The organism is Mesorhizobium sp. M0496 (assembly GCF_040321205.1).
Taxonomy (GTDB): domain Bacteria; phylum Pseudomonadota; class Alphaproteobacteria; order Rhizobiales; family Rhizobiaceae; genus Mesorhizobium.
The window spans coordinates 1-19379 of record NZ_JAMYRC010000048.1 but is presented as its reverse complement, the minus strand read 5'-3'; the positions used below and the strand labels follow the sequence as shown (position 1 = coordinate 19379).

Genomic DNA, 19379 nt, shown 5'->3' with positions numbered 1-19379 from the left:
TCTCGTAACGCTTTGACTCCAGTGATGGATTCGCGACTGTCCCCAGAACCCTACATCCAGGCAAAAGAAGCACGCGACAATATGTTGGCTGGTTTTTTCCGGGGCAAAGCGGGACAGGTGACAACCACCAGAACCAACAGACTCTTAGAATCAGAAGAATCTTAGATATAAGAATCTTTGATTATAGAAGAGGCTTGGAGAAGCGAGCGCTCGATGCCCCAGAACCGGATCACGCTGGACGTCCTGAAGGGCAAGGCTCATTTTCCGCCTCCGCTCTGGATGATGCGTCAGGCCGGGCGCTATCTGCCGGAGTATCGGGAGACACGCAGACGGGCTGGGTCGTTCCTGGATCTCTGCTATGATCCCGACCTTGCCGTCGAAGTGACCTTGCAGCCGATCGAGCGTTTTGGTTTCGATGCGTCGATCCTGTTCTCGGACATTCTCGTCGTTCCGCATGCACTTGGCCGTGACGTTCGCTTCGAAGAGGGGCGAGGCCCGCTGCTGACGCCGATCACAGCACCGGAGATTTTGGCTCTGGAAAGCAAGGTGTTTCACGTGAATCTCGAGCCGGTCTACGAGACGGTTCGCCGACTGCGGGCGAAACTCCCCGATGAGACGACCCTGATCGGCTTCTGCGGCGCGCCATGGACGGTGGCGACCTATATGATTGCGGGCCATGGCACGCCCGACCAGGCGCCGGCGCGGTTGTTCGCCTATCGCGAGCCGGCGGCATTCCAGCACCTGCTCAAAGTGCTTGCCGATCATTCGGCTGCCTATCTCATCCGCCAGATCGACGCGGGTGCCGATGTCGTGCAGATTTTCGATTCCTGGTCCGGCGTGCTCGACGATGCGTCCTTCGACTTGTTCTGCGTCCAGCCAGTGGCGGAGATCGTCAGGCAGGTGCGAGCCGTTCATCCCGATGTGCCGATCGTCGGCTTTCCCAAGGGCGCCGGCGCCCGTTACCAGACCTATCGCCAGAAGACCGGCGTAACGGGTCTGGGGATCGACTGGACGGTGCCCCTGGAGGCGGCGAAGGATTTGCAGCGCTTGGGCGCGGTCCAGGGCAATCTCGATCCCTTGCGGCTCGTGGCTGGCGGCAAGGCACTGTCCGACGGCGTCGAGGCGATCCTGAAAGCGCTGGGAGAGGGGCCGCTGATCTTCAATCTCGGCCACGGCATCACGCCGGAGACACCGATCGCCCATGTCGAGGCGATGGTTAGACAAGTGCGGAGCGCGACACGCTGATGGCCGAAATGAAAAACGCGAACAGCACCGGTCAGGCGATGATGCGCATGATATCAGGCATAGGTGTCTTGGTTGTTTTCACCGCGCTTTTGTATTTCGCCGCACCCGACAGCTTCTACCCGTGGGCCAAGGCCATCCATATCCTTGCCGTCATTTCGTGGATGGCGGGCATGCTCTATCTGCCGCGGCTACTGGTCTACCATGCCGATGCCGAGAAGGGCTCGGTGCAGTCGGAGACCTTCAAGGTGATGGAGCGGCGCCTGCTGCGTGGCATCATCAATCCGGCGATGATCGCCACCTGGGTGTTGGGCCTGTGGCTCGCCTGGAAAGGCTTCGGCTTCCAGGGCGGCTGGCTGCATGCCAAGATCGGTGCGGTGCTTTTGTTGTCCGCCATGCATGGCTATCTGGCCGGTGCGGTGCGCAAATTCGCCGAGGACCGCAATGAAAAGCCTGCGAGGCACTGGCGAATCGTCAACGAGATCCCCACATTGCTGATGGTCGCAATCGTGATCCTGGTTGTCGTCAAGCCGTTCTAGGCTCGATTGGGCCGCAAAACGCAGCTTGCTCTTTCACCCAACCGACGATAAAAGACGGGTCTTCCTTCCCGTCATGCGCCGCCCTTCATTGCTCTCGGCCGCGCCCGGCATTTGTCGCATCCCGCCGATATTTTCCCAAAGCTTACCCAGACTCCATCTATTCAAGGTCCGTCTATGCAAGAAATGAAACTCACCGAGTTCAAGAACAAGAAACCGCCAGAGCTGATCGCTTATGCCGAATCGCTCGAGGTGGAGAACGCCAGCGTCATGCGCAAGCAGGAGCTGATGTTTGCTATCCTGAAGAAACTGGCCGCCCAGGAGATCGAGATCATCGGCGACGGTGTGGTCGAAGTGCTGCAGGACGGTTTTGGATTCCTGCGCTCCGCCAACGCCAACTATCTGCCAGGTCCCGACGACATCTACATTTCGCCGTCGCAGATCCGGCGCTTTTCGCTGAAGACCGGCGATACGGTCGAAGGGCCGATCCGCAGCCCGAAAGAGGGCGAGCGCTATTTTGCGCTGCTCAAGGTCAACACGATCAATTTCGACGATCCCGAAAAGATCCGTCACAAGATCCACTTCGACAATCTGACGCCGCTCTATCCGACCAAGCGGCTGAAGATGGAGATCGACAATCCGACCACCAAGGACATCTCGGCGCGCGTGATCGATCTGGTCGCGCCGATCGGCAAGGGCCAGCGCGCGTTGATCAACGCGCAGCCGCGTACCGGCAAGACGGTGCTGATGCAGAACATCGCCCACTCGATCACTGCCAATCATCCGGAATGCTATCTGATCGTGCTTCTGATCGACGAGCGGCCGGAAGAAGTGACCGACATGCAGCGCTCGGTGAAGGGTGAGGTGATCTCCTCGACCTTCGACGAGCCGGCTGTTCGCCACGTGCAGGTCGCCGAAATGGTCATCGAGAAGGCCAAGCGCCTTGTCGAACATGGCCGCGATGTCGTCATCCTGCTCGATTCCATCACCCGCCTCGGCCGCGCCTACAACACCGTGGTGCCGTCATCCGGCAAGGTGCTGACCGGCGGTGTCGACGCCAACGCGCTGCAGCGGCCGAAGCGTTTCTTCGGTGCCGCCCGAAACATCGAGGAAGGCGGTTCGCTGACCATCATCGCCACCGCGCTGATCGATACCGGCAGCCGCATGGACGAAGTCATCTTCGAAGAGTTCAAGGGCACCGGCAACTGCGAAATCCAGCTCGACCGCAAGGTGGCCGACAAGCGCATCTATCCGGCCATGGACATCTTGAAGTCCGGCACCCGCAAGGAAGACCTGCTGGTTTCCAAGCAGGACCTGCAGAAGATCTTCGTGCTGCGCCGCATTCTGGCGCCGATGGGAACCACCGATGCGATCGAGTTCCTGATCGACAAGCTCAAGCAGACCAAGACCAATGCGGACTTCTTCGATTCGATGAATACGTAGGAGCTTACCCTCCCCCTTGTGGGGAGGGTCGATCCGCGCAGCGGAGCGGGGTGGGGGTCAGCACCGAAGTTGGCGATTCACCCCACCCCGTCTCACGATCCGTTTCGCTACGATCGCGAGCAGACCCTCCCCAAAAAGGGGAGGGTGTCACCTCAACAGCTTCTCCAATTCCCCAGAATCCGTAACCACCGGCAGGCAAACCTGTCCCGTGCAGAACCACGCACCCGCCTTGTCGGTCGGTGGCAGGATTCCGCCGGGCAGCAAGGGTCGATTCGTGTCCGAGCCGATCGGCGCGACAATATCCACCCGCCGCGGGTCCGGGCTTCGATTCGCAACCGGAACGAGCCTTGGATCCTTCAATCTATCCACAATGACCAGCTTGAGCGGCTCGATCGCCAGCGCGCAGGCGTTGACGATGCCGGCCTGACCGTAGGTCTGGTGCGCCGCACGACCGGCCGCGTGTTCGGCGACTTGCCAGGCTCTTTCGTGCAGTTCGAGATCGCCGGTGACGGAGGCGAGGCGGACCAGCGCTTCGATGATCTGGCCTGTGGCTGATGGGATGGCTTCGTCGACATCACCGCGGATGCGGATCGGCACGTCGGCGCTGTCGGAAGCGGTCAGGTAGTAGCCTGTCTTGTCGGTGTCGGCGTGCCAATGGTCGAGCTGCTCGAGGAATTGGCTGGCTTGGTCGATATAGCCCCAATCACCCGACGCTTCGAACAGCGAGATCGCCGCATTGGTCATGGCGGCGTAGTCGCTGGACAGAGCAGGGAACAGTTTCCTGGCGCCGAGCATCGAATGCGGCAAGCGGCCGTCGCGGCTGGCAGAGCAGATATGGGCGAAGGCTTTTGCCGCCGCCTCGATCCAGTCAGGCCGGGCCAATGATCGACCGGCCTCGGCAAGCGCCGCAATCATCAGGCCGTTCCAGTCGGTGAGCGTCTTTGCGTCGAGGCCGGGCCTGACCCGCTCTTCGCGGACGATGAGAAGTTTCGCCTTGAGCGGACCCAGTTTTTCGCGCTCGATCACGCTTTGCGATTGCTGGGACGCGGTTTGGTGGACAATTGGCTTGCCTTCCCAGCCGTGCGGGCTGGACAGCGTGAAGTATTTGAAAAATAAGGCAGAATCGTCGCCGAGAGCGGCTTCTACCTCTTCCCTGCTCCAGGTGTAGAACAGTCCTTCCACGCCATCGCTGTCGGCGTCGAGGCTGGCGGCAAAGGCGCCGCCGTCGACGCGCATTTCGCGCAGCAGCCAGTCGACCGTCTCTTCGATTCGTACCCGGAACAATTCGTTGCCGCTCGCCGCAAAGGCCCAATTGCAGAAGCGGATGAGCTGGGCGTTGTCGTAGAGCATTTTTTCGAAATGCGGCACCAGCCACTCGGCGTCGGTCGAATAGCGGCTGAGCCCGCCGCCAATATGGTCGTAGATGCCGCCGCTCAGCATCTGTTCGAGGCTGAGCAGGACGTCGTCGCGATGACTGGTGTTGCCGTCGCGCAGCCAGGACAGCCAGAGGGTTTGCATGAACGGCGCATTGGGGAATTTCGGCGCGCCGCTTAAGCCACCGAGATCGCGGTCGATCATGCCGTCGATGCCCTTGGCAAGCTCCGCCAGCGTGCCACGGTCGAGTACCGTTCTCGCATGCGAACCGGCGAGCCGCGCCTCGACATGGGTGGTCAGGCCGTCGGCACTCTGGTTGAGGCTCGCCCTCTTCTCGCGCCACGCCTTGTCCACCGCCTGCATCACCTGGATGAAACCCGGACGGCCGTAGCGCGGCTCGCGCGGAAAATAAGTGCCGCCCCAAAACGGCTTGCCGTCCGGCGTCAGGAACATGGTCAGCGGCCAGCCGCCCTGCTCGCCCATCGAGGAGAGTGCCGCCATGTAGATCTGGTCGATGTCGGGGCGCTCCTCTCGGTCGACCTTGATATTGACGAACAGACGGTTCATGACGGCGGCAACGCCGTCGTTCTCGAAGCTTTCGTGCGCCATGACATGGCACCAATGGCAGGCGGCATAGCCGACCGAGAGCAGGATCGGCCTGTCCAGTGCCTTTGCCTCTTCAAGCGAAGCCGGCGACCAGGCCCGCCAGTGAACGGGATTGCCGCTGTGCTGCTGCAGATAGGGGCTGGCCTCCTGGGCAAGCAGGTTTTGCGCGGGTAGCGTCACGATGGGCAAACTCGGTTGGGAGTTGTCGTATGGACGTAGAGCTAGGGCGGTTCGGCAGAGCGGGCAAATGATTTCAGGCGATTCGATCGTAGCACTGTCGAGCGGCCGGCTTCCGGCCGGCGTCGCCGTCATCCGCATTTCCGGCCCGCAGACTCGATTCGTAGTCGAAACGATTGCCGGCGGTATGGTTAAGGACCGCGCGGCGGTTCTGCGCAGGCTGCGGGCGCCGGATGGAACCGTGCTCGACAACGGCCTGGTTTTCTTCTTCCCAGGACCGGCCAGTTTCACCGGCGAGGATGTCGCGGAGTTCCACGTTCATGGCGGACGCGCCGTGGTGGCCAGGATGCTGGAGACGATCACCGGTTTTGACGGCGTCAGGCACGCTGAACCAGGCGAATACACGCGCCGCGCCTTTCTTAACGGCAAAGTCGACCTGGTCGAGACCGAGGCGCTCGCGGATCTCGTCAACGCCGAGACCGAGGCGCAGCGGCGCTTCGCGTTGCAAAACGCCGAGGGCGCCCAGAGCGAACTCTATCTCGGTTGGAGGCGCCGGTTGATCCACGCTCGCGCCATGATAGAGGCGGAGATCGATTTTGCCGATGAGGACGATGTTCCTGGTTCCGTTTCGAATACAGTCTGGTCCGATGTCCGGGCAATGATCGAAGAAATCGACCGGCATAGCGCCGGCTTTCGAGCCGCCGAGATCATCCGTGACGGCTTCGAGGTCGTTATCCTTGGTGCGCCCAACGCCGGTAAGTCGAGTCTGTTCAACGCCCTGGCGCGGCGGGATGCCGCTATAGTAACGGATGAACCTGGTACGACCCGCGATCTGCTCGAGGTGGTGCTCGACCTCCAGGGGCTTCGCGTCAGGCTTACGGATACGGCCGGGCTGCGCGAAGCGCCTGGCAAGGTCGAAGCGATTGGCATCGAGAAGGCACGGGCCAAGGCGCATGGTGCCGACCTGTTGCTGTTGCTGCAGGACGTTGCGGACCCCAGGGACATCGGTCTGCTACCGGCCGGCGCTCCGAGCTTGCGGGTCGGCACTAAGCTTGATCTGCTGGAAGACCGCGCTGCAATCGATGCAGCGGGGAACTATGACCTTGCCATCTCGGTGAAGAATGGGACGGGCGTGGAGACATTGCTGGTGGAGATCGGCCAGCGAGCGGCGGAGGCGGCCGGCAATGCCGGCGATGTGCTGCCGTCGCGCCTGCGCCACGTGGAATTGCTCAATGAAACCAACCGCCATCTGCGTCGCGCCACCGACGGCCGGACTTTCGGGCAGGAATTGCGCGCCGAGGAATTGCGGCTCGCGGCCGATCATCTGGGCCGAATCGTCGGCGCCATCAATGTTGAGGACATGCTGGACGTCATCTTCTCGCAGTTCTGCATCGGGAAATGACTCACGTGAAACATATCGTCGGTCGGACGCGGGTTAGTCAGCCAGCGAAGAAGTCTTGGGGGCAGGATGTGAAGGACCCGCATGCCTCGGCAATTGGCGGAAACGCCAATTGTTTCGTCATCCTGGGGCGAAGCAAGGAGCGAAGCGACGAGCGCAGACCCTAGGATCCATGCCGCGACTCCAAAGCGTTGCTACGGTGCCGAATCCTGCTCCGTTGCACTCTTTGACCAACATCACGGCATGGATCCTCGGGTCTTCGCCGCGTCGCTTCGCTCCTTGCTCCGCCCGTGGATGACGAAGGCGTGGAGGCCTCGGCGGTCATGGATGTCTATGATGGTGGCCACAGCGAACGACGAAACTCGGCTGCCGTCCTCGAATCCCTGAACCCCTGCGCAGCACCATTCGGGTGACTCACGTGAAACATCGGCGATCCCGACGACTCACGTGAAACACGCGCGATGGCAAGTGCAAGACTGTTTCACGTGAAACGATTGCCGAGTTTTCTTGACAGCGCGGCCGGGCAGGGACATGTGTCCCTCATTTGTTTGAGTCTAGGACGTTTGGAAATGACCAATCACTATGATGTGGTTGTAGTGGGCGGCGGCCACGCCGGGTGCGAAGCGGCGAGCGCTGCCGCGCGCGCCGGCGCCAGGACCGCTTTGGTGACGCTGCGCTTCGACACGATCGGTGTGATGTCCTGCAATCCGGCGATCGGCGGGCTCGGCAAGGGTCACCTGGTTCGCGAAATCGACGCCATGGACGGCCTGATGGGGCGGGTGGCGGATGCCGCCGGCATCCAGTTCCGCCTGCTCAACCGCCGCAAGGGCCCAGCAGTGCGCGGACCCCGGACGCAGGCCGACAGAAAGCTCTATCGCCTTGCCATGCAGGAAGCGATTCGGCAGCAGAACGATCTCGACGTGGTCGAGGGCGAGGTTCTGGACTTCGAAATCGCCGAGGGCCAGATCGCGGCCGTTCTCCTGGCCGACGGAAGGCGGCTTGCCTGTGGCGCTGTCGTTCTGACGACCGGGACTTTTCTGCGCGGGCTTATCCATATCGGCGAGAAGAAGATCGTCGCCGGCCGGATGAACGAGCAGGCCAGTCTTGGTCTGTCGGCGACGATGGACCGTGCTGGCTTCAAGCTCGGTCGGCTGAAGACCGGCACGCCGCCGCGGCTGGACGGCCGGACGATCGATTGGGCGTCGCTGGAAAGCCAAGCCGCCGATGAGGATCCGGTGCCGTTTTCGCTGATGACCGACCGTATAGAGACGCCGCAGATCGAATGTGGCATCACGCGCACGACCACGGCCACGCATGAGCTGATCCGCGCCAATCTCGGCCGCTCCGCCATGTATTCCGGGTCGATCGAAGGTGTCGGACCGCGCTACTGCCCGTCGATCGAGGACAAGATCGTCAAGTTCGGCGACAGGGATGGCCACCAGATTTTCCTCGAACCGGAAGGGCTCGACGACGATACGATCTATCCGAATGGGATTTCGACTTCGCTGCCCGAAGATGTGCAGCTCGATATATTGAAAACCATTCCGGGGCTTGAGCGCGCCACCATGCTGCAGCCCGGCTATGCCATTGAATATGATCATGTCGATCCGCGCGAGCTGCATCAGACGCTGGAGACGAAGCGCATCAGCGGTCTCTTCCTCGCCGGGCAGATCAACGGCACGACCGGTTATGAAGAGGCGGCCGGGCAAGGCCTGCTTGCCGGCCTCAATGCGGCACGGCGGGCGGCGGGCAGCGAGCAGATCGTGCTCAGCCGTACCGAAGCCTATATCGGCGTGATGGTCGACGATTTGACCAGCCGCGGCATCAGCGAACCTTATCGCATGTTCACCTCGCGGGCCGAGTTCCGGCTGTCGCTGCGCGCCGACAACGCCGATGAACGGCTGACGCCCGCGGCTGCGAAATTGGGCATCGCCTCGACGCAGCGGATGCGGCGCTATGAGACTGTCATGCAGCGCCTCGATGAAGCGCGTCAGCTGGCGAAGTCGCTCACCCTGACTCCCAATGAAGCGGCGAGGCATGGGCTGGAGATTAACCGGGACGGCGTGCGCCGGTCCGGCTATGAATTGCTGTCCTATCCCGATGTCGACGTGGCCTGGCTGGCTCGTGTAGATTCGCGGTTTGCGGAAATCGGCGGCAAGACGGCGGAACGCCTCGAAACGGAAGCGAAATATTCTGTCTATCTCGACCGCCAGAAGACGGATGTAGCACAGATCCGGCATGAAGAGAGCCGGCTAATCCCGGAAACGGTCGATTTCGCCGGGGTCCCGGGCCTGTCCAACGAGTTGAAGCAGAAGATGCAGGCGCGGCGGCCGCGCTCCATCGCCGATGCCCAGCGCATGGAAGGCATGACGCCGGCGGCACTGGCGATCATTGTCGCGCATGTTCGCCACGCTGAGAGCGCCCATCGCCCACAAAGGGATGTTGCGTGAGCTCTATGTCCTGGAAGAGCCTGCAGGACGCGGCAGGCCCGGTTTCACGTGAAACATTCGATCGGCTGGTGGCGTTCGAGCAGATGTTCCAGAAATGGAATCGCAGCATCAATCTCGTTGCGCAATCGACGGCTGGCGATGTCTGGCAGCGCCATATCCTGGACAGCGCCCAGTTGGCGCGAATCGAGCCTCGGGCGACGCGCTGGGTCGATCTCGGGTCTGGCGGCGGATTTCCCGGCCTTGTCATGGCTTTCCTGCTTGCCGAGCGTGACGGCGCCAGCATCGATTTGGTTGAAAGCAATCGCAAAAAAGCATCCTTCCTGCAGGCCGTCGTCGGGCAGTTCAGCCTGCCGGCGCGGGTCGTGGCGCGCCGCATCGATGACAGTCATGCGTTTGTTTCGGCACCGCAAATCGTCACGGCGCGGGCGCTGGCATCGCTTTCGACCTTGCTGGACCTGTCGGCGCCATGGCTGATTTCAGGCGCGCGCGGCCTGTTTCACAAAGGCCGGGATTACCGCGCGGAAGTGGAAGAAAGCGTTCACCGATGGTCCTTCGATCTGGTAGAACATTCAAGTGTGACCGACGCCAGCGGCGTCATCCTCGAATTGTCGAACTTGCGACCTGTCTGATCTGCTCCAGGCGACCCGAAGCGACCCAAAATGAATTTCTGGCATAGACCCATGATGAAGAATGGCCCCCGCATCATCACCGTAGCCAACCAGAAGGGCGGCGTCGGCAAGACCACCACCGCCATCAACCTGGCGACCGCGCTGGCCGCCATCGGCGAAAAGGTGCTGATCGTCGATCTCGATCCGCAAGGCAACGCCAGCACCGGCCTCGGCATCGACCGCAAGGATCGGACGGTCTCCTCCTATGACGTGCTAACGGGTGAGCTGGATCTGGAAGCCGCGGCCATTCCGACAGCGGTGCCTGGCCTGTCGATCGTGCCGTCGACGCTCGACCTGCTCGGCATCGAAATGGAGATCGCCTCCGCGCCGGACCGGGTGCTCAAGCTGCGCAATGCGCTGCGCGCCGCGACAGAGCGCGGAGCACCGTTCGGTTATGTGCTGATCGATTGTCCGCCGTCCCTCAACCTTTTGACCCTCAATTCCATGGCGGCCGCCGATTCGGTTCTGGTTCCGTTGCAATGTGAATTCTTTGCGCTGGAAGGACTCAGCCAATTACTGGAAACCGTCGAGCAGGTGCGCCGCTCGATCAATCCGGACCTTATTATCCAAGGCATCGTGCTGACCATGTATGACGGCCGCAACAATCTCGCCAACCAAGTGGTGCAGGATGTGCGCGCCCATATGGGCGACAAGGTCTACGAGACCATCATTCCGCGCAATGTGCGAGTGTCCGAGGCGCCGTCCTACGGCAAGCCGGCGATCCTCTACGACCTGAAATGCTCGGGCAGCCAGGCCTATCTGCAATTGGCATCGGAAGTGATCCGCCGCGAGCGTAAATTGCGCGCCGCTTGATTAGATCGGATGCATAGTTAAGAGCCGATTCGATACCGAAACGATTTGGAATAGCCAACTGGAATAAAGATGAGCGAAGACCTTTCGAGAAAGAGACTGGGCCGAGGGCTGGCGGCGCTGATCGGCGAGATCGACCGTCCGGCAGCGCCCGAAAAGCCTGGTATGAGCGCCGACGGCAAGGTGCCGATCGAGTTCCTGACCCCCAATCCGAAAAATCCGCGCCGGCATTTCGGCGACGCCGAACTGACGGACCTTGCCCAGTCGATCCGAGAGCACGGCGTGGTCCAGCCGGTGGTGGCGCGGCCTTCGCCGACACAGGCCGGGCGCTACGAGATCATCGCCGGCGAGCGGCGTTGGCGCGCGGCACAGCGCGCCGGTCTGTCCGATATCCCGGTCATCATCCGCGAGGTCAACGACCGCACCGCGCTCGAACTGGCGATCATCGAGAACGTGCAGCGCACCGACCTCAATGCGGTCGAGGAAGCACTTGGTTATCAGCAGCTGATCGACGAGCACGGCTACACCCAGGCCGATCTCGGCCAGGTGATCGGCAAAAGCCGCAGCCATGTCGCCAACACGCTCAGGCTTCTGAAGCTGCCCGACGTGATCCGCGATATGCTGGTCGACGGCGCGCTGTCGGCGGGCCATGCCCGCACGCTGGTGACGGCGGAAGATCCAGCCGGCCTTGCCAAGCGCATCGTCGAAGAAGGGCTTTCGGTGCGCCAGGCCGAAGCGCTGGCGCAGATGCCCGCCGGCGGCAGCAACGCCAGGGAAGCCAAGCCTGCGCCGAGTCTGGAGCAGAAGGACCCCGACACGCTGGCGTTGGAAAAGCTGTTGACGGATACGATCGGCATGATCGTGTCCGTGGAACACAAGGGCAAGGGTGGCGTGCTGCGCATCGCATATCGGTCTCTGGAGCAGCTTGATGAGCTGTGCAGACGGCTGAAGCGGGAGTAGTAGTTAGCCGACGAATTTTCTTCAAGGCAGAGATTGATTTGGCGCATGTAAAAGGGGCTGGCCGCCGCGCCGGCCCCTTCTTTTGTGGCGCTGGTGATTGGCGAAGCCGCGAATCCTCTTTCTCGAGGGGAGATGGCCGGCAGGATTGTTCCTGTCTTGCGGCGACTGCGCCTTTGGCGAATGGCTTCCCCCACTCCGTCGCTGCTTCGCAGCGCCACCTCTCCCCCCTCCGGAGGGAGAGGAAAGGCGCCAAGGTTGGCGAATTCGCGCCTTTCCTCTACCCCGTCGATCGGGGGAGAGGTGGCGAGCGAAGCTCGACGGAGTGGGGGTCGACCTTACACCGACGCAATGATTGCCGCTTGACCGAGTTTTCGTGCGCGCAGGCCAGAGGGATCGGTTCGACCGGATGCGACCTCCTTGCGGCAGATGGAGGCCGGCGCTCTACGCGCGGCGACCCCCTCTGTCGCCTTCGGCGACATCTCCCCCTCGAGGGGGGAGATCAGGCGCGCTGCGCCAATCGGCTGCTTTCCACTGCTATCCCCAGCAGCGCCTGTCTTGCCAGCGCAACCGACAGATCCGGCCGCCGCCGCGTCTGCAGCACCGCTGTCTGCAGGCGCGTCAGCGCGCGGCCGAGCGCGTCGGTGCTCCAGCGCTCCAGCGCTTTCTCGACCAGCTTGCGGCGCGAGAAGAACACTGGCGGACGGGCCGCGGCAACGACGGAAGCCGCATTGCGGCCGCCCGAATCCATCTGGCCGCGCATGGCCTGGATCTGCTGCAACTGCCGCATCGCCGAGGACAGCACCAGGAAGGGCTGTCCGCCGGACTGGCAGTGGCGGGTGAAGGCGGTGTCGAAGTCGCCGATCTTGCCTTCGAGCAGCGCGTCGACCGCATCGTCGAAAGAGGCGCCGGACACGTCACCCGACATCGCCTTGACCTCTTCCAGCCCGATTTCCCGCTGGCCATGCGCGTAAAGAACGAGCTTTTCGATTTCGCCGCGCGAGGCCAGCCGGTCGCCGCCGAGATTGCGGCGCAGCGCCTGTCTCGCCTCCATGGTCATCGACATACCGGCCTTGCGCAATTCGTCGTCGATGACCGCATCGATGTCGCGGGCTTCATCGGCGTAGCATGGCAGTGCCATGGCGTTGTCCGCCGCCTCGACGATGGCGCGCAGGCCGACGCCCTTCTTGAGATCGCCGGCCTCGATCAGGATGATGGCATCCGGTGCGGGCTCCGCCGTCAGCGCCTTGACGTCGTCGGCCAGCGCCTTCTGGCCGCTGGCATTGCGCACCCACAGCAGCCGCCGGTCGGAAAACATCGGCACGGTGCGGGCTTCGTCAAGCAGCCGGCCCTCGTCGCGGTCGACCTCCGAACCCTCCAGCCGGACCACCGAGAAGGGATCGTCGAGCGGCAGGCCGGTCTTGCCCGCAAAGGCCTTTGCCCGCTCGGAGACGAGGCCGCGGTCGGGGCCGTAAAGCAGGACAATGGAGATGCGCTGGTCCGGCCGCGCCAGCCACCCATCGACCTCGTAAGCTTTCTTCTGTCCCATGGCGGGTTGGTTAGCATGATGCGGGGGCGGCTTCCAGCTTGGGTTCCTCTCCCTCCGGAGGGGGGAGAGGTGGCGCTGCGAAGCAGCGACGGAGTGGGGGAAGCCATTCGCCAAACGCACCGCGGCAAGACAGGCACAACCCGGCGAGCAGAAAACTCAGGCAAGCGGTAATCAGAGGAAGAGGTCGACCCCCACTCCGTCGAGCTTCGCTCGACACCTCTCCCCCGCTAGCCGGGGGAGAGGAAAGGCGCGAGTTTGCCGACCTTGGCGCCCTTCCTGTCTCTCAGGAGGTGCGGAAGCGTGGATAGGTCCCAAGTCTTCGCCAATCATCTTATCTTCCGACAAACCCAGCCCAACCTTCTCCCTAATTGCGCGTCCCCGCCCAACATCGACAAGAAATTTCGCAGACATATCTTCATCTTGGTGCTGGGGAGGCTGATCGGCCGGTGCTGCCGGGACCGACTTGTGCAGGCTTGCCCGACGAATTCGCACTGGTCTGGCCGTGCAGATATGCAACTATCGGCGCCAGGCAACATTGGAGGACTTGGTCATGGCCGATGCTGGGATGTTGCGGTTTCACGTTCCGGAGCCGGAAGTGCGGCCGGGCGGAACGCCTGACTTTTCCAACGTGCCGATCCCCAAGGCCGGCTCGGTGCCGCGCCCCGACATCGATGTCGATCCGCGCACCATACGCGACCATGCCTTCTCGATCATCCGCGTGCTGAACCGCACTGGCGAAGCCGTCGGCCCCTGGGCCGGCTTGCTTTCCAGCGACGAGCTTCTGGCCGGCCTGCGCCACATGATGACGCTGCGGACCTTCGACGCCCGCATGCAGATGGCGCAGCGCCAGGGCAAGACATCGTTCTACATGCAGCATCTGGGCGAAGAGGCGGTGGCTTGCGCCTTCCGCAAGGCGCTCGAACCCGGCGACATGAACTTTCCGACCTATCGCCAAGCGGGGCTGCTCATCGCCGACGGCTACCCGATGGTCACGATGATGAACCAGATCTATTCCAACGAGGCCGATCCGCTGAAGGGCCGGCAATTGCCGATCATGTATTCGTCGAAGGAGCACGGCTTCTTCTCGATCTCCGGCAATCTGGCGACGCAGTACATCCAGGCGGTCGGCTGGGCGATGGCTTCGGCGATCAGCAATGATTCGAAGATCGCGGCGGCCTGGATCGGCGACGGCTCGACGGCCGAGTCCGACTTCCATTCGGCGCTGGTGTTCGCCTCCACCTACAAGGTGCCCGTCGTGCTCAACGTCGTCAACAACCAGTGGGCGATCTCGACTTTCCAGGGTATCGCGCGCGGCGGCTCGGGCACGTTTGCAGCCAGAGGCCTCGGCTTCGGCATTCCGTCGCTGCGCGTCGACGGCAACGACTATCTGGCTGTCCATGCCGTGGCCAAATGGGCGGCGGAGCGCGCGCGCAGCAATCTCGGGCCAACGCTGGTCGAATATGTCACCTACCGCGCCGGCGCGCATTCGAGCTCGGACGATCCGTCCGCCTACCGGCCGAAGACCGAATCCGACGCCTGGCCGCTCGGCGATCCGATCGTGCGGCTGAAGAACCATCTGATCGCGCTCGGTGTCTGGTCGGAGGAGCGGCACACCCAGGCCGAGGCGGAAATCCTCGACACGGTGATCGCGGCGCAGAAGGAAGCGGAAGGCCACGGCACACTGCATGCCGGCGGCAAGCCGTCGACGCGCGACATGTTCGAGGGCCTCTACGCCGAGATGCCGCCGCATCTGCGGCGCCAGCGCCAGCAGGCGGGAGTCTGAGCCATGCCGAGACGCACCATGATCGAGGCGATCCGCGACGCCATGGACGTGTCGATGGCGCGCGACGACCGCGTCGTCGTGTATGGCGAGGATGTCGGCTTCTTCGGCGGCGTCTTCCGCTGCACGCAGGGCCTGCAGGCGAAATACGGCAAGAGCCGCTGCTTCGATGCGCCGATCAGCGAATCCGGCATCGTCGGCTCGGCCATCGGCATGGCCGCCTATGGCTTGAAACCGTGCGTGGAGATTCAGTTTGCCGACTACATGTATCCGGCATACGACCAGCTGACCCAGGAAGCGGCGCGGCTGCGCTACCGCTCCAATGGCGATTTCACCTGCCCGATCGTGGTGCGGATGCCGACCGGCGGCGGCATTTTTGGCGGCCAGACGCACAGCCAGAGCCCGGAAGCGCTGTTCACCCATGTGTCGGGGCTGAAGACCGTGGTGCCGTCCAATCCGCATGACGCCAAGGGGCTGCTGATCGCGGCGATCGAGGACCCGGACCCGGTGATCTTCCTGGAGCCGAAGCGGCTCTACAACGGTCCCTTCGATGGCCATCACGACCGGCCGGTGACGCCATGGTCGAAGCATGCGCTCGGCGAGGTCGCCGACGGCCACTACACGGTGCCGCTCGGCAAGGCGGCGATCCGCAGGCCAGGGTCAGCCGTCACCGTGCTCGCCTATGGCACCATGGTCTATGTCGCGCAGGCGGCGGCCGAGGAAACCGGCATCGATGCCGAAATCATCGATCTCAGGACCCTGATGCCGCTCGATCTCGACACCATCGTTGCTTCAGTGAAAAAAACGGGACGCTGCGTCATCGTGCATGAGGCGACGCTGACCTCTGGCTTCGGCGCCGAGCTGTCGGCGCTGGTGCAGGAAAACTGCTTCTACCATCTGGAGGCGCCGGTGGCGCGGGTCGCCGGCTGGGACACGCCCTATCCACATGCGCAGGAATGGGACTATTTCCCCGGCCCTGCCCGGGTAGGCCGAGCTCTCCTCGAAACCATGGAGGCCTGAGATGGGCGAGCACATCATCAAGCTGCCCGATGTCGGCGAGGGTGTCGCCGAGGCCGAGCTTGTCGAATGGCACGTCAAGGTCGGCGATATCGTGCGCGAGGACAGCGTGCTCGCCGCCGTCATGACCGACAAGGCGACGGTTGAAATTCCGTCGCCGGTCGACGGCGAAATCCTGTGGCTGGGCGCCGAGATCGGCGACACGGTGGCAATCGGTTCGCCCATCGTGCGGCTGAAGGTGGCGGGCGAGGGCAATGTTGCGGGTGGTGCGACGCCGGCAAAAGTCACGGCTGAGAGTACCCCCACCCCTAACCCCTCCCCACAAGGGGGAGGGGGACGCGTTTCAAACACGAAGGCCGACGCAAAGTCAGCCACTTCCAAGAATGCGCCAAGAACCGCGAGCGTCAGTGAGTCAGATGCCGGCGTGCGAGCAGCGCAGACAGAATCCCCCTCCCCCTTGTGGGGAGGGGTTAGGGGTGGGGGTACTGCGCCGACGTCCCGAGGTGCCGCGCCCGCCGGCGCGCCGCGTCCCGAAGGTGAAAAGCCGCTGGCGTCGCCGGCTGTTCGTCTGCGGGCAAAGGAGGCCGGCGTCGACCTCAGGCAGGTTGCGGGATCTGGCCCGGCCGGCCGCATCGGCCATGAGGACATCGAGGCATTCCTGGCCCGCGGCCCGCAGGTCGCCAAGGGCCTCGCCCGCAACGATGCCGTCCAGGACATCAAGGTGGTCGGCTTGAGGCGCAAGATCGCCGAGAAGATGTCGCTGTCGAAATCGCGCATCCCGCATATCACCTATGTCGAGGAGATCGACGTCACCGCGCTGGAGGATCTGCGCGCCGCGCTCAACAAGGAGAAGCGCGTTGGCGTGGAGAGGCCGAAGCTGACGCTGCTGCCGTTCCTGATGCGGGCGATGGTCAAGGCGATCTCAGACCAGCCCAATCTCAATTCACTGTTCGACGACGAGGCCGGCATCATCCACCAGCATGGCGGCATCCATATCGGCATTGCGGCGCAGACGCCGTCAGGGCTGGTGGTGCCTGTGGTCAAGCACGCCGAGGCGCGCGACATCTGGGAGTGCGGCGCCGAGGTTATCCGGCTTGCCGAGGCGGCCAAGTCCGGCACCGCGACACGCGACGAATTGTCCGGTTCGACCATCACCATCACCTCGCTCGGCGCCATGGGCGGCGTGGCGACGACGCCGGTCATCAACCATCCGGAAGTGGCGATCATCGGCGTCAACAAGATGATGATACGGCCGGTGTGGGACGGCACGCAGTTCATCCCGCGCAAGATGATGAACCTGTCGTCCAGCTTCGACCATCGCGTCATCGACGGCTGGGACGCGGCGGTGTTCATCCAGCGCATCAAGACGCTGCTGGAAACGCCGGCGCTGATTTTTGTGGATTGAGGAGATGCGGTCGATCGCGAAGCTCAAGATGGATCTTCGGAAGTTGCCGGCGTTGGAATGTGTGCTCCCCCTTCTCCCCTTGTGGGAGAAGGTGTCGCCGAAGGCGACGGATGAGGGGTGTTCCAGGGAACGCCAACGTCTCACTCCGCTGGAACACCCCTCATCCGTCTCGGCGCTAACGCGCCGATCCACCTTCTCCCACAAGGGGAGAAGGACAAGGCGCGCGGCAGCCATTACCCGAAGGAAGCAGCCGTCATGAAAGAAATCTCCTGCAAGCTGCTCGTCATTGGCGCCGGTCCGGGCGGCTATGTCTGCGCCATCCGGGCCGGGCAGCTCGGCGTCGATACGGTGATCGTGGAAGCCGGCAAACCGGGCGGCACCTGCCTCAATGTCGGCTGCATCCCGTCCAAGGCGCTGATCCACGCGGCGGAAGAGTTCGAGAAGGTCTCGCACATGGAAGGCGGCAACAGCCCGCTCGGCATTTCGGTGACCGCGCCGACGCTCGACCTTGCCAAAACAATCGCCTGGAAGGACGGCATTGTCAGCCGGCTCAACAGCGGTGTCGCCGGCCTGCTCAAGAAGGCCGGCGTGAAGACCGTGCATGGCTGGGCGACTTTTCGTGACGGCAAGACCGTCGCGGTCGAGACCGAGACCGGTAGCCAAGTGATCCGCGCCGAGGCGATCGTCATCGCCACCGGCTCGGCGCCGGTGGAACTGCCGTTCCTGCCGTTTGGCGGGCCGGTGATTTCGTCAACCGAGGCGCTGGCGCTAAGCGAAGTGCCGAAGAAACTCGCCGTCGTCGGTGGCGGCTATATCGGGCTGGAACTCGGCATGGCCTTCGCCAAGATGGGCGCCAAGGTGACCGTCGTCGAGGCGCTGCCACGCGTGCTGGCGCAGTATGACGCCGAGCTCACGCGTCCGGTGGTCAAGCGGCTCAACGCGCTCGGCATCGAGGTGATGACAGGTGCCAAGGCCAAGGGTGCCAAGGGTGACGTGCTGCTGGTCGAGACATCCGACGGCAAGAGCGCCAAGCTCGCCGCCGACAAGATCCTGGTGACGGTCGGGCGCAAGCCGGTGACCGAAGGCTGGGGGCTCGAGCAGATCGACCTCGACATGGCGGGCAAATTCATCCGCATCGACGACCAGTGCCGCACCTCGATGCGCGGCATCTTTGCCATCGGCGACGTCACCGGCGAGCCGATGCTGGCGCACCGGGCGATGGCGCAGGGCGAGATGGTCGCCGAGATCGTTGCCGGCCACAAGCGCAGCTGGGATAAGCGCTCCATTCCCGCCGTCTGCTTCACCGATCCGGAACTGGTGACGGCGGGCCTGTCGCCGGAAGAGGCCAAGGCGCTCGGCGGCGAGATCAAGATCGGCACGTTCCCGTTCGCCGCCAACGGCCGCGCGATGACGAAGCTTGGCGAGGACGGCTTCGTCCGCGTCGTCGCCCGTGCCGACAACCATCTGGTGCTCGGCATCCAGGCGGTCGGGCAGGGTGTGTCGGAACTGGCGGCGTCGTTCGGGCTGGCGCTCGAAATGGGCGCAAGGCTGGAGGACATCGCCGGCACCATCCATGCCCATCCAACGCAAGGCGAAGGCTTCCAGGAAGCAGCGCTGAAGGCACTGGGCCACGCGCTGCATGTGTGAGGGGCTCTTTTCCTCTCCCTCCGGAGGGGGGAGAGGTGTCGCTGCGAAGCAGCGACGGAGTGGGGGAAGGCGGTCCCAATGTGCTGCCGCTGACAACTGAACACGATCGGGCTGAGTCCAAATATCGAGCAGGGGGCTAACCAAACGCAGCCCCCGACCCGAAAACACAACACCTGCGCCGGCCCCCCCCCCGTCGGCCGTGCTTCGCTCGACACCTCTCCCCCGATCGACGGGCTATCGGATTCACACATTTCGCAGTCCGAGGTTGGCGCCGTATTTGATGGCCCAGAATTCGGCGAGGCCGATGCGCATGACCTTT

The 19379-nt window shown here is 63.3% G+C and carries 14 protein-coding genes; 12 read left to right on the top strand and 2 right to left on the bottom strand.

Features of this window, described 5'->3' with window-relative positions; all coding sequences use genetic code 11:
- Nucleotides 1-213: 213 nt before the first annotated feature.
- The 3 genes from hemE to rho all read left to right on the top strand — a co-directional run bounded on the left by hemE (nucleotide 214) and on the right by rho (nucleotide 3221).
- A complete protein-coding gene (gene hemE / locus NKI73_RS28465) occupies nucleotides 214-1245 on the top strand; it encodes a uroporphyrinogen decarboxylase (RefSeq protein WP_352634688.1) in 1032 nt (343 codons plus the stop codon).
- Nucleotides 1245-1781, top strand: coding sequence for a protoporphyrinogen oxidase HemJ (gene hemJ, locus NKI73_RS28460; RefSeq protein WP_352634685.1), 537 nt, complete (start codon nucleotides 1245-1247; stop codon nucleotides 1779-1781). The genes hemE and hemJ overlap by 1 nt, the downstream gene beginning before the upstream one ends.
- A 174-nt stretch (nucleotides 1782-1955) precedes the next feature.
- Entirely contained in the window at nucleotides 1956-3221 is a 1266-nt protein-coding gene (rho, locus tag NKI73_RS28455) for a transcription termination factor Rho (protein WP_352634684.1), read from the top strand.
- 147 nt (nucleotides 3222-3368) lie between these two features.
- Here the strand turns inward: rho and NKI73_RS28450 are convergent, their stop codons facing one another.
- Nucleotides 3369-5381: a thioredoxin domain-containing protein gene (locus NKI73_RS28450; RefSeq protein WP_352634682.1), complete on the bottom strand. Its 2013-nt coding sequence runs from the start codon at nucleotides 5379-5381 to the stop codon at nucleotides 3369-3371.
- Between the two features lie 67 nt (nucleotides 5382-5448).
- Between NKI73_RS28450 and mnmE the strand changes: the two genes are divergently transcribed.
- The 5 genes from mnmE to NKI73_RS28425 all read left to right on the top strand — a co-directional run bounded on the left by mnmE (nucleotide 5449) and on the right by NKI73_RS28425 (nucleotide 11665).
- Nucleotides 5449-6780, top strand: a complete 1332-nt coding sequence (mnmE, locus tag NKI73_RS28445) for a tRNA uridine-5-carboxymethylaminomethyl(34) synthesis GTPase MnmE (RefSeq protein ID WP_352634681.1) — start codon at nucleotides 5449-5451, stop codon at nucleotides 6778-6780.
- A 566-nt stretch (nucleotides 6781-7346) separates the two neighbouring features.
- Nucleotides 7347-9227 (top strand): tRNA uridine-5-carboxymethylaminomethyl(34) synthesis enzyme MnmG, encoded by a 1881-nt coding sequence (mnmG, locus tag NKI73_RS28440; RefSeq protein ID WP_352634679.1) that lies wholly within the window; start codon nucleotides 7347-7349, stop codon nucleotides 9225-9227.
- Nucleotides 9224-9856 (top strand): 16S rRNA (guanine(527)-N(7))-methyltransferase RsmG, encoded by a 633-nt coding sequence (gene rsmG, locus NKI73_RS28435; RefSeq protein ID WP_352634677.1) that lies wholly within the window; start codon nucleotides 9224-9226, stop codon nucleotides 9854-9856. The genes mnmG and rsmG overlap by 4 nt, the downstream gene beginning before the upstream one ends.
- 51 nt (nucleotides 9857-9907) lie before the next feature.
- Nucleotides 9908-10708 carry a ParA family protein gene (locus NKI73_RS28430; protein ID WP_352634675.1) on the top strand — a complete coding sequence of 267 codons (801 nt, stop codon included), beginning with the start codon at nucleotides 9908-9910 and terminating at the stop codon, nucleotides 10706-10708.
- A gap of 69 nt (nucleotides 10709-10777) precedes the next feature.
- A complete protein-coding gene (locus tag NKI73_RS28425) occupies nucleotides 10778-11665 on the top strand; it encodes a ParB/RepB/Spo0J family partition protein (protein WP_352634673.1) in 888 nt (295 codons plus the stop codon).
- Between the two features lie 499 nt (nucleotides 11666-12164).
- Here NKI73_RS28425 and holA read toward each other — a convergent pair whose 3' ends face one another.
- Entirely contained in the window at nucleotides 12165-13211 is a 1047-nt protein-coding gene (gene holA / locus NKI73_RS28420; RefSeq protein WP_352634671.1) for a DNA polymerase III subunit delta, read from the bottom strand.
- Between the two features lie 550 nt (nucleotides 13212-13761).
- Here holA and NKI73_RS28415 point away from each other — a divergent pair.
- From NKI73_RS28415 to lpdA, 4 genes are all read left to right on the top strand, one after another.
- Nucleotides 13762-14994 (top strand): 3-methyl-2-oxobutanoate dehydrogenase (2-methylpropanoyl-transferring) subunit alpha, encoded by a 1233-nt coding sequence (locus tag NKI73_RS28415; protein ID WP_352634669.1) that lies wholly within the window; start codon nucleotides 13762-13764, stop codon nucleotides 14992-14994.
- 3 nt (nucleotides 14995-14997) lie between these two features.
- Nucleotides 14998-16011: an alpha-ketoacid dehydrogenase subunit beta gene (locus NKI73_RS28410; RefSeq protein ID WP_352634667.1), complete on the top strand. Its 1014-nt coding sequence runs from the start codon at nucleotides 14998-15000 to the stop codon at nucleotides 16009-16011.
- A gap of 1 nt (nucleotide 16012) precedes the next feature.
- A complete protein-coding gene (locus tag NKI73_RS28405) occupies nucleotides 16013-17413 on the top strand; it encodes a dihydrolipoamide acetyltransferase family protein (RefSeq protein WP_352634665.1) in 1401 nt (466 codons plus the stop codon).
- 255 nt (nucleotides 17414-17668) lie between these two features.
- Nucleotides 17669-19060, top strand: coding sequence for a dihydrolipoyl dehydrogenase (lpdA, locus tag NKI73_RS28400; protein ID WP_352634663.1), 1392 nt, complete (start codon nucleotides 17669-17671; stop codon nucleotides 19058-19060).
- Nucleotides 19061-19379 lie beyond the last annotated feature (319 nt).

Bases quoted from the DNA above. Each gene is read 5' to 3' on its own strand.
- mnmG (WP_352634679.1), top strand. From the start codon at position 7,347: ATGACCAATCACTATGATGTGGTTGTAGTGGGCGGCGGCCACGCCGGG.
- NKI73_RS28410 (WP_352634667.1), top strand. From the start codon at position 14,998: ATGCCGAGACGCACCATGATCGAGGCGATCCGCGACGCCATGGACGTG.
- NKI73_RS28405 (WP_352634665.1), top strand. From the start codon at position 16,013: ATGGGCGAGCACATCATCAAGCTGCCCGATGTCGGCGAGGGTGTCGCC.
- hemE (WP_352634688.1), top strand. From the start codon at position 214: ATGCCCCAGAACCGGATCACGCTGGACGTCCTGAAGGGCAAGGCTCAT.
- NKI73_RS28430 (WP_352634675.1), top strand. From the start codon at position 9,908: ATGATGAAGAATGGCCCCCGCATCATCACCGTAGCCAACCAGAAGGGC.
- mnmE (WP_352634681.1), top strand. From the start codon at position 5,449: ATGATTTCAGGCGATTCGATCGTAGCACTGTCGAGCGGCCGGCTTCCG.
- NKI73_RS28415 (WP_352634669.1), top strand. From the start codon at position 13,762: ATGGCCGATGCTGGGATGTTGCGGTTTCACGTTCCGGAGCCGGAAGTG.
- lpdA (WP_352634663.1), top strand. From the start codon at position 17,669: ATGAAAGAAATCTCCTGCAAGCTGCTCGTCATTGGCGCCGGTCCGGGC.
- holA (WP_352634671.1), bottom strand. From the start codon at position 13,211: ATGGGACAGAAGAAAGCTTACGAGGTCGATGGGTGGCTGGCGCGGCCG.
- rho (WP_352634684.1), top strand. From the start codon at position 1,956: ATGCAAGAAATGAAACTCACCGAGTTCAAGAACAAGAAACCGCCAGAG.
- NKI73_RS28425 (WP_352634673.1), top strand. From the start codon at position 10,778: ATGAGCGAAGACCTTTCGAGAAAGAGACTGGGCCGAGGGCTGGCGGCG.
- hemJ (WP_352634685.1), top strand. From the start codon at position 1,245: ATGGCCGAAATGAAAAACGCGAACAGCACCGGTCAGGCGATGATGCGC.